The sequence below is a fragment of the Buchananella sp. 14KM1171 genome, assembly GCF_041380365.1.
In the GTDB taxonomy this organism is placed as follows: domain Bacteria; phylum Actinomycetota; class Actinomycetes; order Actinomycetales; family Actinomycetaceae; genus Buchananella; species Buchananella felis.
Window position 1 is genome coordinate 1,025,651 of sequence record NZ_CP159981.1, and the last position, 15,186, is coordinate 1,040,836.

Annotated in this window: 9 protein-coding genes; 4 read left to right on the plus strand and 5 right to left on the minus strand. The window is 68.7% G+C overall.

Annotated elements, in window-relative coordinates:
• Window positions 1–37: 37 nt before the first annotated feature.
• Together ABYF38_RS04045 and ABYF38_RS04050 are read right to left on the minus strand one after the other, a co-directional pair.
• Window positions 38–967 (minus strand): aldo/keto reductase, encoded by a 930-nt coding sequence (locus tag ABYF38_RS04045; protein WP_371152862.1) that lies wholly within the window; start codon window positions 965–967, stop codon window positions 38–40.
• Window positions 960–1,403, minus strand: coding sequence for a GNAT family N-acetyltransferase (locus tag ABYF38_RS04050; protein ID WP_371152863.1), 444 nt, complete (start codon window positions 1,401–1,403; stop codon window positions 960–962). Before ABYF38_RS04050 ends, ABYF38_RS04045 begins: the two co-directional genes overlap by 8 nt.
• A gap of 218 nt (window positions 1,404–1,621) precedes the next feature.
• Here ABYF38_RS04050 and ABYF38_RS04055 point away from each other — a divergent pair, with 218 nt between their 5' ends.
• The 4 genes from ABYF38_RS04055 (at window position 1,622) to ABYF38_RS04070 (ending at window position 11,100) form a co-directional block, all read left to right on the plus strand.
• Entirely contained in the window at window positions 1,622–2,482 is an 861-nt protein-coding gene (locus ABYF38_RS04055; RefSeq protein ID WP_371152864.1) for a septum formation family protein, read from the plus strand.
• A 470-nt stretch (window positions 2,483–2,952) separates the two neighbouring features.
• Window positions 2,953–8,766 (plus strand): endo-alpha-N-acetylgalactosaminidase family protein, encoded by a 5,814-nt coding sequence (locus ABYF38_RS04060; protein ID WP_371152865.1) that lies wholly within the window; start codon window positions 2,953–2,955, stop codon window positions 8,764–8,766.
• A gap of 402 nt (window positions 8,767–9,168) precedes the next feature.
• Window positions 9,169–9,594: a cupin domain-containing protein gene (locus ABYF38_RS04065; protein WP_371152866.1), complete on the plus strand. Its 426-nt coding sequence runs from the start codon at window positions 9,169–9,171 to the stop codon at window positions 9,592–9,594.
• 201 nt (window positions 9,595–9,795) lie between these two features.
• On the plus strand, window positions 9,796–11,100 hold the full coding sequence (locus ABYF38_RS04070) for a DUF4921 family protein (RefSeq protein ID WP_371152867.1): 1,305 nt from the start codon (window positions 9,796–9,798) through the stop codon (window positions 11,098–11,100).
• A 47-nt stretch (window positions 11,101–11,147) separates the two neighbouring features.
• On the opposite strand, the gene ABYF38_RS04075 is transcribed toward ABYF38_RS04070, so the two are convergent.
• From ABYF38_RS04075 to ABYF38_RS04085, 3 genes are all read right to left on the minus strand, one after another.
• Window positions 11,148–12,311, minus strand: coding sequence for a glycosyltransferase family 2 protein (locus ABYF38_RS04075; RefSeq protein ID WP_371152869.1), 1,164 nt, complete (start codon window positions 12,309–12,311; stop codon window positions 11,148–11,150).
• A 357-nt stretch (window positions 12,312–12,668) separates the two neighbouring features.
• A complete protein-coding gene (locus ABYF38_RS04080; protein WP_371152870.1) occupies window positions 12,669–13,478 on the minus strand; it encodes an ABC transporter ATP-binding protein in 810 nt (269 codons plus the stop codon).
• Window positions 13,475–15,133, minus strand: coding sequence for an ABC transporter permease (locus ABYF38_RS04085; RefSeq protein ID WP_371152871.1), 1,659 nt, complete (start codon window positions 15,131–15,133; stop codon window positions 13,475–13,477). Before ABYF38_RS04085 ends, ABYF38_RS04080 begins: the two co-directional genes overlap by 4 nt.
• Between the last annotated feature and the right edge of the window lie 53 nt (window positions 15,134–15,186).

The window sequence follows — 15,186 nt, forward strand, 5'->3', positions numbered from 1 at the left end:
GTGAGCATTAGTGACGTGTGAAGCGTCACCGGCTCGCTCAGAAGGTGCACTCCGCGCACGGGTGCGGCCCGGTGCGGCCCTCCTCGCCCCGGTCCAGGGCGTCGATCGCCGCCAGGTCCGCGTCCGTGAGCAGGCCAGCCACGTCCAGGGCGGCCAGGTTCTCGCGGCAGCGTGCCGGCGAGGTGGACTTCGGGATGACCACGCGCCCCTGGCGCAGGTGCCAACCCAGCACCACCTGGGCGGGCGTGGCGCCCAGGCGGGCGGCGATGGACGTGATGGCCTCCTCCCCGAAGCAGGCGCCGCGCACCAGCGGGCTCCAGGCCTGCACGTAGATGCCCCGCTCCACGCTGTAACGCTCCAGGGCCTCGTTGCGCAGGTACGGGTGGCACTCGATCTGGTTGACCACCGGGGCGATGCGAGCCCCCGGCATGATCAGGTCCAGGTGCTCGACCTCGAAGTTGGCCACGCCGATGGAACGCAGGCGCCCGGTGCCCACCAGCTCCTCCATGGCCGCCCAGGTCTCCTGCAGCGGATGGCGGTCCACCACCGGCCAGTGGATCAGGAACAGGTCCAGGTAGTCCAGGCCCAGCTCCTCCATGGTCTGCTCGAAAGCCGGGCCCACGTCGCGCGGGTGGTGCTTCTGGTTGTGCAGCTTGGAGGTAACAAACAGCTCCTCGCGGCTCACCTCTCCGTCAGCGATCGCCTCCCGCAAGGCCCGCCCCAGCTCGGCGTGGTTCAGATAGAACTGGGCGCTGTCGAAGTGGCGGTGGCCGGCCCGCACGGCGTCGCGGAACACCGCCACGGCCTCCTCCCCGCGCAGCTTGTAGGTGCCAAAGCCGAAGGCCGGCATGGTGTATCCGCTGGACAGCCGCACCTGCGGCAGGGCAACGGACGGCCGGGAGGTGGGGGCGGCGCCGGCGGCAGCGTCGTCCATGTTGGCGGCGGAGGGGGAGAACTGGTCAGTCATGGCGGTACACATTCGTCTCTCGGGTGGCAAAACCGCAGCGGCGGTAGAGGCGGTTGGCGGCCTCGCGGGAGGGGCGCGAGGTCAGGTCCACGGTGCGGCAGCCCTTCTCGCGGGCGTGCGCCACGGCGGCGGAAACCAGGGCGGCACCCGCCCCCTGCCCGCGGGCGGCCTCATCGACCACCACGTCCTCGATCCAGGCGCGCACCCCCGTGGGGATCGTGAAGGTGACCAGGGAGAGCGTGCCCAGCAGGGGCAGGCTGCCGTCTGCGGTGGGCCGATCGGAGCGGAAGACGAACAGGTCCAGGCAGTCCTGCTCCACCAGGGAGCGCACCGACTGCTCGTCCAGCGGCTGGGCGGAGCGCGAGAGCTGGGGCAGCAGCCGCGCAAACATCTCCAATAACTCCGGGGAGTATTCGGTAACTAGCTCAACTGCCAAGGCTTCCTCCTTGCGGCGGGCGGGACGTGATGTATCGATTTTGCCCTCCCCGCGCCCGGCCCGCTCAGGAAAGCGCCGGGCGGGGCGCGATTGCCTGCGGCGGGGCGGTTGGCCGGGAGGCGGGGCGCGCGGTTGGGCCGGCGGCGGGGCGGCGCTTTCGTCCCCACCGGTCGGCAAGTCGGTGGCGCGCTGGGCCCGAACGCGCCAGTATTACAGTCATGTCGCAGAACAACACCCCCGGGTTTGAGCCAGTCGCGAGCCAGCCGCAGGCAGGCGCCACTCCTGCCCCCGCTCCCGCCTACCGGCCCCCGATCGGCGTGGACGCTTCCCCGATCTGGCCCTCCCAGCCGGGTGGCGCCGCCGCACCGCAGGCCTCAGTGCCGCAGGCCTCAGGCCCGCAGGCCGCCGTGCCGAGCGGTGCCCCTGCCGGCCAGGGCGCGCCGGCCGCTGCGGTTGCGCCCGCTGGCGCCGCGACTGTTTCGGCTCAGGCCGCCCCGGTACAGGCACCCTCCGCTAAGCCGGTCGGGGTGGCCGACGCCGCCGCGCCTGCCGCCCGGTCCAAGGTGGCCGCTCCTCGCGCCGGCAGGCGGGCCCAGCAGCGCCGCTCTTCGGGCGAGGGGAAGAGGGCCATGATCGGCGTGGGCGCGGTGGCCGCCGCCGTGACCGTCGGCGTGGGCGCGTGGCTCGGGGCCTCCATGCTGGGTGACAAGGGGGCCGCTCCCGGCGAGCTCACGGTGGGGCAGTGCGTGAACTGGGAGAACATCACCGACGTGGTCAAGCGCGCCGACAAGCCCGTGATCGTCACGGACTGCGCCAAGGCCCACGACGGGGAGGTCATCGCCATCGGCACGGTGCCGGAGGGCTTCGACTTCCTCTCGCGCCACGAGGTGATCCTGCCGGTGTGCACCGACGCGTTCGACTCTTATATAGGTGTGGCTTACTCCCAGTCGGCCCTGTCGGGCAGCTACTTCGATGCCCGCCAGTCCAGGTGGGAGGACGGAGAGCGGGAGTTCGCGTGCATCGCGCACACCTCGGACGGCTCTAAGCTCGAGGGCTCCGTGAAGGATTCTCAGCGGTAGCAAACCGGGTGTGGTGGGGCCGGCGGCTGTGAGCCGCCGACCCCTCGCCTTCCACCCGTCGCCTGGCTGCCGCTCTCGGGGGCTCCCGCCCTCGGGGGCTCCCGCCTCGGGAGCGCCGCATATAAGGGAGGTGCACGCAGGGGGCGGCGTGCGGAGGCGTCGCACGTAGGAGGCACCCCACGCGGGGGCGGCGCACACAGGGGGCGGCGTGCGGGAGGGGCGTCGCACGCAGAGGGCCGCACGCAGGGGCGTCGCACGTAGGAGGCAGCCCACGCGGGGGCGGCGCTTGCCACGGCCCCTCCCGCTCCGCCTCCGGGGCGCACCTGCGCCCATCCGGGCGCCCCGCGCACAAAACGACCCGTCCCCTGAGCGTTTTTGCCCTGAAACAGCAATTTCACTCACGTGATTGCACTGTTGGGCGGCTTTCCATATGCTGAACCCACACTTTGTCCAGCGACAGGGAGTCAAAGATGCCTCAACGTTCCCGTGCCCGCCTTATCGCGGGTTCCGCCGCGGTAGCGCTCATCGCTTCGGCGATGCTCGCGCCAGCCGCCCTAGCAGATGAGGGGGTGGGTGAGGTAACGCCTTCGGCTGCCGAAGTGGTCCCCGACGCGTACACCTACACCCGTGTCCCTCACACTCAGCTCACCGCTGTCTCCGCCGACTCTGAAGAACTCACCGGCGAGGGCGCCAACGGCGCCAAGGAGAAGGCCGTAGACGGTGACAACGACACCTACTGGCACACCAAGTGGGCGAACGTTAACCCGGTCCCGGCTCCGCCGCACGAGATCGTGATCAAGGTCGGCGAGGCCGGCGGCATCCAGAACATTGGCAAGATCGACGTCGTTCCGCGCCAGTCTTCCAACGCCTCTGGCCGCACCCACGAGTGGCAGCTGTTCTACTCGGTGTCTGACGACATCCAGAACTCCGCCAACTGGGAGGAGATCGCCTCCGGCGCTTGGGCGGAGGACCACCCCAACCGTCTGCAGACCAAGTCCATCATTCTGCCGCGTCTGATCACCGCCACCCACTTCAAGTTCGTGGCCAAGTCCTCTTGGGGCGGTAAGGAAGGCTCCACCGAGAACGTCACCTCCATGGGTGAGTTCATCCCCTACACCGCCACCGGCGACCCAGAGCCGGAGCCCAGCAGCTCCGCCACCACGCCCGGTACGCCCGAGGGCCCCGGCACCCTGCCGGCCGTTCCCGCCGGCGTCAAGGTGATCGAGGACTCCAAGCTCAAGGTTGAGCTGGACCCGACCCTGCCCTACGTGCGTAACTACACGGACAAGGCCTCCACGCAGCAGATGCGCGGCAAGATCGGTAACGCCCCGGTCACCGTTCGCCTGAACAACGGCTCCTCCACCGTCACCGCCACCGTCGGCGCTCCGGTCGCCACCGCCACCTCGGTGCGCTACCCGCTGACCTTCACTGGCGGCACCATGGACGTGGTCTACACCCTCGCCGACGGCGTGGTCACCATGACCCTGGAGAACGTGGCTGCCTCTACCGGCTCCCCCAAGATCACCTCCGTGGAGATGCCCACGCTGGACCTGGTCTCCGCCGTCGCCGCCCAGGACGGCGCCGCCCTGGCGCTCGCCCGCCTGGACGTGAACCGTGACAACACGGGCCGCACCGACGAGTTCATCGCCATCAACGGCTCTGCTCGCCTGTACGAGCAGCGTGGCTCCACCTACGCCTTCGCCAACACCGGTGGCGTTGCTGCCGCGCTGGAGACCAACGCGATCGTCGACGACAAGCGCGAGGACGGCACCACGCACGTCTCCCACATGGACCTCAACCGCTGGTACTCCTCCGTGCGCGCCGCTGAGGGCGCCCGCTTCGGTACCATCCGCGCCGGTTCCTTCACCGTGGAGTCCCAGTTCGCCGAGGACGGCCTGGCCACCCACTCCAAGCTGACCCCGAAGACCAAGGCCGAGTGGGCGCCGTTCGTGAAGGTTGCCTTCGCCGCCGACCAGAACAACGACACCAAGGTTGACTGGCAGGACTCCGCGATCCGCTACCGTGACATCGACATCGAGGCCCGTGGTAGCGAGAAGGTCGCCACCACGGTCATCACCCGCATCCCGTTCAACATCGTCTCCCAGGCCACGCACCCGTTCCTGAAGACGCTGGACGACACCAAGCGCGTGGCCCTGGCCACCGACTTCCTGGGCCAGCAGGCCATGCTGAAGGGTTACCAGGCTGAGGGTCACGACGCGGCCCACCCGGACTACGGAGGCAACTACAACTTCCGCGCCGGTGGCCTGGAGGACATCAACAAGCTGGCTGCGGAGGCGGAGAAGTTCAACACCTCCATCGGTGTGCACGTCAACGTCACCGAGCAGTACCCGGAGGCCCGCAACTTCGCCGACACCCCGTACCACATGAACAGCCGTGGCTGGAACTGGATGAACCAGTCCTGGTACATCAACGGCCGTGTTGACCTGGGTTCCGGCAAGGTGCTCAAGCGCTTCCAGCAGTTCCGCGACGAGGCGCACCGCAACCTGGACTGGCTCTACATCGACGTCTTCTACGACTTTGGTTGGAAGGCTGACCGCCTGGCCCGTGAGCTCAACGCTCAGGGTTGGCGCGTGGGCTCGGAGTGGTCCGACAAGTTCGAGCGCATCTCCATCTGGTCCCACTGGGCCAACGACGAGAAGTACGGTGGCAAGGCGAACAAGGGTATTAACTCCCAGATCATTCGCTTCATCGACAACTCCAACAAGGACAACTTCAACCCGCACCCGCTGCTGGGCTACTCCCAGGTCAAGGACTTCGAGGGTTGGACCGGTAAGGTCGACTGGAACGTCTTCTACAGCAACATCTGGGAGAACAACCTGCCGGTGAAGTTCCTGCAGCTTTCCCCGATCATGAAGTGGGACGACGCTGCCGGCCGTATCACCTTCAAGAACGGCACCGTTGCTTCCGGCGCTTCCGGCCTGACCGGCAACTTCAACTCCGGTAGCGGCACCACCTTCACCTACGACGGTGCCGAGGTGCTGCGCGGCACCAAGTACCTGCTGCCGTGGACCGACAACGGCACCGCGCAGGGCGCCAAGCGTCTGTACCACTTCAACCCGGAGGGTGGCTCCACCACCTGGACCCTGACCGACGCGTGGAAGACCCAGACCTCCCTGAAGCTGTACAAGCTGACGGACCAGGGCCGCGTCGAGGTGCGCGACCTGCCGGTTTCCGCCACCAAGACGGTCACGATCGAGGCGGAGGCCAACCAGCCTTACGTCATCTACCCCTCCACCAGCCTGCCGACGCCGGTTGCGCCCGAGTGGGGTAAGCACTCCATGATCAAGGACCCGGGCTTCAACTCGAACGCCCTGACCGACTACGAGACCACCGGTAACGTCTCCGTCGCCAAGAACGACCGCGCTCAGTACGTTGCCAAGCTCGGCGAGGGCGCCTCTTCGCTGGCGCAGAAGCTGAACAACAACCAGGCCCTGCCGGCCGGCACCTACGACGTGTGGGCTTACGTCCAGATCGGCGAGAACGCCGCTCCTGGCGTCCGCCCGGTCAAGCTGTCCGTCTCCGGCGCCGGCGTCACTGCGGGCAAGTACCAGGAGAAGGTTGGCGAGGTTCCCACCACCAGCCTGTCCCAGACCACGGCCCTGAACGCCACCGCGTCTGACCAGAAGTTCCGCTACTACTACCAGCGCGCTCGCGTCATCTTCAAGACCGACGGTTCCGCCCCGGTGACCTTCAAGGTTGAGGCCGGCGACGGCGCGACCCCGGTTTACGTGGACGACCTGCGTATCGTGAAGTTCACCGAGCCGAACGACAAGGCCCCGACGGACAAGACCATCCTGTTCGAGGACTTCGAGCACACCGACACCGGTTACTGGCCGTTCGTCACCGGTCCCGCCCAGGGCGGCGACGCGCGCACCCAGCTGTCTCGCCTGAACGCCCCCTTCACCCAGAAGGGCTGGAACCCGGGCAACTACGGCGCTAACGGCAAGCTGGTGGACGACGTTCTGGACGGCGAGTGGTCCCTGAAGCTCCACGAGGAGAACCAGGGCCTAGTCCTGAAGACCACGCAGCAGTCCATGCCGTTCAAGGCGGGCAAGCGCTACCGCGTGTCCTTCGACTACCAGAACGGTATTGCCCCGTACTACAAGTTCGTGGTCGGTTACGACTCCGCCCGCCAGGGCGCTCGCCCGAACCAGACCATCCTGGACCAGGTTGCCCTGCCGGTGAAGCAGACCACTACCACCTTCTCCCACGAGTTCGTGGCCGGTGGCTGTGGCGCCTACTTCGTGGGTATCGACTCCCTGGGTGGTGCTCCGCTGCAGTCTGACCTGATCATCGACAACCTGCGTGTCGAGGAGCTGGGCAACGCCACCGAGGTGCCGCCGTGCGCCGCTGCGGACATCCGTCTGCCGCAGGGCACCGTCTCCCTGGTTGGTGGCGAGACCGGCAAGGTCTACACCGCGATCACCAACAACGAGTCTGTGGCGATCACCAACATCAAGCACACCCTGACGGCCCCCGAGGGCTGGACGGTTGCTGCTACCGGTTCCTCCACCTACCCGGTCGAGGTTGCCTCCCTGGCTCCGGGCGAGACCGCCTACGCCGAGTGGAACGTGACCCCGCCGGCCGCCCCGACGGACACCAAGCTGGCCGCCCGTATCGCCTACACCGGCCCGCACGGCGCCACCGCCGCTACGGCGGAGCGCGCCATGGTGGTGCTGCGCGGCCTGCAGGACGGCAAGAACTGGCTGTCTGACCTGCCGTTCCTGAACGAGATCAACGGCTGGGGCCCGATCGAGCGCGACCAGGCCAACGGTGAGAACCAGGCCGGCGACGGTCGTCCGCTGAAGATCGGTACCGACCAGACCTTCGCCAAGGGTCTGGGTACCCACGCCCGCTCCTCCGTGGAGTTCGACCTGGCCGGTCGCTGCACCTCCTTCACCGCGAAGGTCGGTGTGGCCGACTACCAGCAGGCCAAGGGTTCCGTTGTGTTCGAGGTTTGGGGCGATGGCCGCAAGCTGGCCAACACGGGCCTGCTGACCCGCAGCCTGACCCACAACTTCAACGTGGACATCACCAACGTCAAGCGTCTGAAGCTGGTGGTCACCGACGGTGGCAACGGTATCGGTAACGACCACGCCAACTGGGGTGAGGCCGCTGTCACCTGTGGCACTGCCCCGTCTCAGGAGCCGTCGCAGACCCCGTCGCAGACCCCGTCGCAGACCCCGTCGCAGACCCCGTCGCAGACCCCGTCTCAGCAGCCGACCGAGCAGCCGACCGAGCAGCCGACCCAGCAGCCGACCCAGCAGCCGACCCAGCAGCCGACCGAGCAGCCGACCCAGCAGCCGACCCAGCAGCCGACCCAGCAGCCGACCCAGCAGCCGACCGAGCAGCCGTCCGGCCCGGTGGTGGACCGCATCCAGGGCCCGTCCCGCGTGGACACCGCCCTGGCCGTGGCTGCGGACCCGGCGTTCGGCAAGCGCTTCGCGGTGCTGGCTAACTCGGCCTCCTTCGCCGACGCTCTGTCTGCCGCTCCGCTGGCTGACACCCTGGACGCGCCGGTCCTGCTGACCAACGGCAAGGTGCTCGAGCCTCGCGTGCTGTCCGCCCTCAAGGCGCGCGGCGTGCAGGAGGTCTACCTAGCTGGTGGCGTCCAGGCCGTCTCCGCTGATGTGGAGAAGGCTCTGCGTGGCGCGGGCATCTCCGTCCACCGCGTTGCCGGTACGGACCGCTACGCCACGGCTGCCGCGCTCGCTCGCGCCGCCCTGGCGATGAACCCCGACCTGACGCGTGTCCTGGTTGCCGACGGCAACGACTTCGCTGACGCCGTCTCCGCTTCCGGTGTTTCCGGTCGCGCAAACGCGGTCGTGGTCCTCTCCTCCGGCAACAAGATCCCTGCGGCCACGAAGAGCTTCCTGGACGGTGCTCAGATGGGTCGTGCGGTGAGCGCGGTCGGTGGCAAGTCCGCTGCGGCGCTGAGGTCCCTGGGCTTCGTTGAGGGCATCACCTTCAACAGCTACGTCGGTGCTGACCGCTACGAGACCTCCGACGTGGTTGCGACGGGCCTGGGTTCCGGCGCCAAGAACGTTGTTCTGGCCACCGGCGCGCTGTTCCCCGACTCCCTGGTCGGTGGTGCGCTGGCCAACGAGCGCGACGGCGTGGTGCTGTTGGTGCGTAAGACTCAGGTGCCGGCTGGTGCCGCCGAGTTCCTGCGCGCGAACAAGCCGACCCGCGTCACCCTGCTGGGTGGCACGGCGTCGATCGCCGAGTCCGTCAAGGCCGAGGTTGAGCGACTGATCAAGTAACTCTCCTCGAGTTCACTCCCGGTGGGGTGGGGCCGCAAGGCTCCACCCCACCGGCCTTTTGTCTCCCACGCGCCCACCGCCCCCACCCTCGCAAATGTGACAACGGGGTACATCCGACCGCTTGGTGCCACGGCACCGGTCGGTCGCATGTACCCCAACCGCACACTTGTACGCTCGGGGGCAAACCACCCCGCCACCCCGGCGGGCAACCCCCACCACCACCGCTCCCCACCGCCCGCTGCCTCCACGGCGTCCACCTTCTCCCCCGCCCGCGCGGCACAGGTTAGGTACGCCGAACCAAATTGCCTGGGGCGGCGAAATTGCTCCCCCAATTCGGTGGAGATAACGCCAAACTCCCCCTAGACTGGACTTAGCCCATTTTTTGAGTCAACAGGAGGAAAGATGGCTTACTACATCGGCCCGGACGCCGGCAAGCAGCCCATGGTCACCGACATCGAGAAGATGACCAAGGACAACGACAAGTTCCGCGTCACCGTCTGGACCGGCGAGCACCTGCAGCTCACGGTCATGTCCATCCCGGTCGGCGGCGACATCGGCCTGGAGGTCCACGAGGGTGTCGACCAGTTCCTGCGCATCGAGGCCGGTAAGGGCCGCTGCGAGATGGGCCTGACCGAGGACAACCTGGACTTCGTGCGCGAGGTCGAGGACGACGACGTGATCCTGGTCCCCACCGGCTACTGGCACAACATCACCAACATCGGCGACGAGCCGCTCAAGCTCTACACCCTGTACGGTCCGGCCGACCACGTGGCCGGCACGGTGCACGACACCCAGGCCGACGCCGAGGCCGACCCGAACGAGCACTGATCGCTCGCATCTAGGCGTCAAATCCGCCGCCCTTCCGCGCTGGGAGGGCGGCGGTCCCCTTTTTCGCGCCGCCTCTCGCTCCCCCCAACCGGCCGCCTCCCCCTCCCTCTCAACCGGCCGCAGCCCGGCCGATTCCCGCCTTAGCGTGCTGCCCACTACCCGGCGCGGCGGTATCGTGGGCGCTGGCAAGGAGGCGATGTGATGATGACGCGCGAGCCGCTGACGTGGATGGCGGATGGGACGCTGAAGCAGGTCAATCCGTTCTCTGGTACGCAGGTGTGGACGGTGCCGGGGCGGGGGAACCGCCCGATCGGCCGCCCGCCGGCGGTGAGCGAGCCGCTGGGACCTGACGCCCACACGGCCACCTGCGCGTTCTGTTCGGACCGCACCGCGCAGACCCCGCCGGAGAAGACCCGCCTGCACGCCGGCGAGCTGGTGCGCGGCGCCGATCCCGCGCTGGCGGCCCTGCCGGCCGATTTTCGGCGCATCCCCAACCTGTTTGAGATCGTTTCCTTCGATTACTGGCGCCGCAATTACGACTTTGGATTGGACGACGCTGCCGCCGCCCGCCAGGAGCAGTGGTTGGCTGACCCGCTGGGACGCGAGCGCGTGGCCGGTGTGGTTGAGGCCAAGCTGCGCGCCGCCGGGGCGAGCGGAGCGGAGGCGGACTGGGAGCGGCTGGATGAGCGGGCGCGCCGGGAGCTTTCCGCCCCGTTCTTCGGGGGCAGCCACGACGTGATCGTGGCCCGCCGCCACTACACGGACGAAGCCACCACCACGGCTGACCTGGCCAGTTGCGGCACGCTCAGCCCGGCCGAGCACCGCGACTACGTGGCCATCACGGTGGACGCGCTGCGGGACCTGTACGCCTCGAACCGCTACGTGCGCTACGTGCAGGTGTTCCAGAACTGGCTGGCGCCGGCGGGCGCGAGCTTTGACCACCTGCACAAGCAGCTGGTCGGCATCGACGAGCGCGGCGGGAACATCGAGTTGGAGATCGCCCAGGCGCACGCCAACCCGAACCTGTACAACGACTGGGGCGTGAACTATGCCCACCGACACAACCTGATGGTGGCCGCCAACGAGCACGCGGTGGCATTCGCGGGCTTTGGGCACCGCTACCCGTCCCTGGAGGTCTATTCCAGAAGCTCGGCCACCTTCCCCTGGGAGGTGAGCGCTGCGGAGCGCGACGCGATGAGCGACCTGCTGCACGCCCTACACGCCGCCGCCGGCGCACACCTGCCCAGCAACGAGGAGTGGCACCACCAGCCCCCGGATGCGATCACGCCAATGCCCTGGCGCGTGGTGATCAAGTGGCGCGTCTCCACCCTGGCGGGATTCGAGGGTGGCTCGAAGATCAACACAAATACCATCGACCCGTTCACGCTACGCGACCGGGTCACGGCCGCCCTGCGGGAGCTGCGCGAGCGCGGCGCGATCGCCAACCTGGCCATCGCCGAGGAGGTTTCGCTGCCGGTTAATCCGCTCGCGTATCTGCGCAGCTAGCTGAACCGGCTACCTGGCGCCTGGCGCGGGGTGGTTCGGGCCGTTCCTCAGGCGCGCGCCAGCCGCGAACCGGCCAACTGGTAGCGCAGAGGGCCCTGCGGGTGGAACAGCGCCCAGCACCGGTGGGGCAGGATCGTGCCCAGCGAACGCAGACGGGAGCGCCGTTTGACCAGCGCCTCCGTCTGGTCCCGGCTGGACTGCCCCGTACTGAGTGCCTTGATCAGGGCCCATTCGTTTCGCGACAGGCAGGCTGCGGCCCCGGGGTCCAGGCTGAGCACCCATCTAGTCTTCTGCGCCAACTCCGCCACTGACTGCTCATCCCACCCGAGCGTTAGGCGCTTGATGGCGACGTCGGGCAGGTTTTGCCGCAGCAGCTTTACTAACAGCGAGCGCCGTTGTGCCTTGTTGCGCATCCACGGCTGGGTGGGGGCAAGCAGCTCGTCCAGGTACTTCAGGTCCTCGCCTACCGGACGGTCCGTGGTGGTGGCGCGTACCTTCTGGTCGTCGTGCACTAGGTAGCCCGGGGGCCCAAAGGCGAAAGCCACCTTGAAGCCGCCAAACCAGAATCGGGTGGCGAACAGGATGTCCTCCCCCGTGGGCACGCCCTCCGGGAAGCGCTGCTCCCCCAGGGCCGTTCTCCGTATGAGCCCGAGGGCAGACATGCGGTAGACCAGCCGATCGCGCACGCCGTCTAGGTGCTTCCTTCTGTTCAGCCTGACCGGCGGGGTGGGGGCGTTGGTGCCATCTGGCTCGACTCGGTTTGCCAACACGTAGTCGAATGGCCCGTCGGGGGCGTTGGCCCATTCCACCCACCGGTCGATGGTGCCGGGTTCAAACGTGTCATCTGAGCCAAGCAGGCTCACAAACTCTGCCGTGGCGGCATCAAAGCCAGCGTTCATGGGGCCAGCTGGGCTGGCTATCCCGTCCATGTGGGACAACAGCAAGACACGCGGATCCTGCGCCCACTCTCCCAGAGATTGCTGGATCAAGGCAGGCTCGATGTTGTGGGCCACCACGATCGCTCGTGTGGGAGTGGAGTTGCCCGTCAGCACGGAGGCGACGGCTCGGGCGATGGGGCGCTCAGCGCGGTGCACGGCGATGACCACGTCCACGAGCGGGCGGGCCCCGCCGGTCGCGTCCTGCGCCCGCCGCGCCTGCCTGGGCGCATCTGCCCGGGTGGGGACGGACCGGGAATCTGCCTGCTCCTGCATCCCTAAACTCCCCTCCACGGTCGGATCGGCACCATGCGCCAACTGTCTTGAACCCTCGCCTGGCAAAGGACTCGTGGTACTGATCCGGCGGGTCGCCGCGAACCGCTCCGAATACCGTTGCCGGGCTGTGCCTACTCTCATCCCGTGTTAGGTATTTCCCTGCGACTGTGACGGCGCGCAGTCACTACCAAGGCCTGACGAAGTCTATCAATGCCACCTGGCGGGCAAGGATTGGGCGCGGGTCTTGCTGGCTCCGACCACCTGGTGAGCGGCTCCTCACGGTCTGGCCAGCCTTCCGCACAGCGGGCAGCCCTGGCTGGGCACGCCGCCGCTCGATGCCCCTGCGCCCTATTGCGGCTAGGCGGAGCGCTCACCGAGCGCGTCCAGGCGCCAGCGCACCGCCTCCAGGAACGGCCCGAAGGACAGGAACTTCTCCACGGCCGCGCTGCCCGGCTGCGCCCACACCTCGCGCGGGGTGCCCAGCCGCTCCAGGCGCCCGTTCACCATCACCCCTACGCGGTCGGCCACGGTGAAAGCCTCGTCGTGATCGTGGGTGACGTACAGGGCGCTGATGCCGGCCGCCCGGATGATCCCGCGCAGCTCCACCGTCAGGTGCTCGCGTAGGGTGCGATCCAGGGCGGAGAGCGGCTCGTCCAGCAGCAGCAGGCGCGGGCTGGCCGCGAGCGCCCGCGCCAGGGCCACGCGCTGGGCCTGCCCGCCGCTGAGCGTGCCGATGGGGCGCCGCTGGTAGCCCCCCAGGCCCACCAGCTCCAACAGCTCGGCCACCCGCTCCTCCCGCTCCGGCCTCGAGAGCTCCTTGGGCAGGGCGTAGCCCACGTTGCCCGCCACGTCGCGGTGGGCAAAGAGCTGGCCGTCCTGGAACATGAGGGCAAAGCCGCGCTTGTAGACCGCAACAGCGTCGATGCGCTGGCCGCCAAAGCGGATCTGCCCGGCCGCCAGCGGCTCCAACCCGGCCACGGCGCGCAGCAGCGTGGACTTCCCCGACCCCGACTCGCCCAGCAGGGCAACGATCTCCCCGCCACCAGCCTCACCGGGCGCGGAGGCACCCTCGCCAACAGCGGGCGGCGTGCCCACGGTGAGGCTGACCCGGTCCACTGCGGCCAGGTCCCCGTAGCGCACGGTGACGTCGTCGATTTCCAGGCTCACCAGGACACCTCCTTGGGGTGGGCTTTCTCCACCAGCAGCATGATCGCTGCCGTCATCACCGCCAGCAGCACCGAGGCTGCCACGGCCATGCCCTGCGTGTAGGCACCGGGGCGGGAAAGCAGGCGGAAGATCATCACGGGCAGGGTGGGTCCCTCCGGGCGGGCCAGGAAGCTCGTGGCACCGAACTCGCCCAGGGACACCGCCAGGGCGAAGCCCGCGGCCAGTGCCAGGGCCCGGGCCAGCACCGGGAACTCGATGGTGGCCAGCACCCGCCACGGGGAGGCCCCCAGGGCGGCGGCGGCCTCCGCCTGGCGCGGGTCGATCGCCCGCAGGGAGGGCAAAACGGTGCGCACCACCAGCGGGATGGCCACAATCGCCTGCGCGATCGGGATCAGCACGATCGAGGAACGCAGGTCCAGGGGCGGGCGGTTCAGGGTGATGAGGAAGCCGAAACCCACCGTCACGGCGCTCACCCCCAGCGGGAGCATGAAGGTGGCGTCCAGCAGGGCAAGGGCCGCGCGGGCGGGGCGGCGGCGGGGACGTCGTGCCAAAAGCAGGCTCACTGCGGCGCCCAAAGTGACGGCCAGCAGCGCGGCCCAGGCGGCGATGTGAAGCGAGTTGAGGGCGGCCTCACCCACCGTCACCAGCATCGCCGAATCGCGCGGGGCGCGAAACAGGTCCGCGTAGTTGTCCACCGTCCAATGCCCGGAACGCTGCAGGGAACGCACCACTAGCTGAGCGATCGGGGCGGCGATCAAGAACAGGCCTAGCGATGTGACGGCGACGGCGGGAACGTCGGCCCTCCCAAGGCGCGGCTGGGGGCCGGCCACCCCACGCAACGCCACGGCACGCTCACGGCGGGCGCGCGCCCGGCCGGAGACGTAGAGTGCGCCGGCCACCACCACCAGCTGCACGATCGACAACACGGCGGCCGCACGCAGGTTGAACAGCGAGACGGTCTGGAAGTAGATCTCCGTCTCGATGGTGCCCGCACCCAGGCCGCCCAGGATCAGCACGATCCCGAAGGCCGTCACGCAGAACAGGAAGACCAGGCTCGCCACAGACGTGATCGCCGGGGCCAGCGCCGGGAGGGTCACGGTCCAAAACACGCGCGCCGGGCGGGCACCCAGGGCGGCGGCGGCTTGGGCGGGGCGGTCGTCCATCGCGGCCCACGTGGAACCCAGCGAGCGCACCACCAGCGGGAAATTGAAGAAGACCATGGCAATCACCACGGCCGTCATCGTGCCGTCCAGTTCCAGCGCCGCAAACGGCCCGTTCTTATCCAGCAGGTTGCGAAAGGCTGTGCCCGCCACCACCGTGGGCAGCACGAACGGGATCGCCACCAGGGCGCGCAACGCCAGCCGCCCCTGGAAAGAGCGCCGGTAGAGCACGTGCGCCGCCGGCAACCCCAGGGCCAGGGACAGGGCGGTGGCCACGCTGGCCTGCAGCAGGGTCTGGCGCAAAATCCGCCACGTGCGCGGCTTGGTGAGCACCTCCAGGGCCCCGCTGCCGTCCCAGGCGCCGTCCGGGAAGAATCCGCGCATGAAAAGGGCCGCCACGGGCCACGCGAAGAACACGGCCAGCACGGCCAGCGGCACCACGGCCGTGGCCACCCACCAGGTGCGCCAAGTCAACCGTCCCAGCAAATCGCGCATCGCCATCCAAGATAGGGCTTGGCCCGGGGTGGGTGTGCCCACCCCGGGCCAAG

Excerpts from the sequence above, each read along its gene's own strand:
- ABYF38_RS04045 (WP_371152862.1), bottom strand. The coding sequence starts at position 967 with ATGACTGACCAGTTCTCCCCCTCCGCCGCCAACATGGACGACGCTGCC.
- ABYF38_RS04070 (WP_371152867.1), top strand. The coding sequence starts at position 9,796 with ATGATGACGCGCGAGCCGCTGACGTGGATGGCGGATGGGACGCTGAAG.
- ABYF38_RS04055 (WP_371152864.1), top strand. The coding sequence starts at position 1,622 with ATGTCGCAGAACAACACCCCCGGGTTTGAGCCAGTCGCGAGCCAGCCG.
- ABYF38_RS04085 (WP_371152871.1), bottom strand. The coding sequence starts at position 15,133 with ATGCGCGATTTGCTGGGACGGTTGACTTGGCGCACCTGGTGGGTGGCC.
- ABYF38_RS04075 (WP_371152869.1), bottom strand. The coding sequence starts at position 12,311 with ATGCAGGAGCAGGCAGATTCCCGGTCCGTCCCCACCCGGGCAGATGCG.
- ABYF38_RS04060 (WP_371152865.1), top strand. The coding sequence starts at position 2,953 with ATGCCTCAACGTTCCCGTGCCCGCCTTATCGCGGGTTCCGCCGCGGTA.
- ABYF38_RS04065 (WP_371152866.1), top strand. The coding sequence starts at position 9,169 with ATGGCTTACTACATCGGCCCGGACGCCGGCAAGCAGCCCATGGTCACC.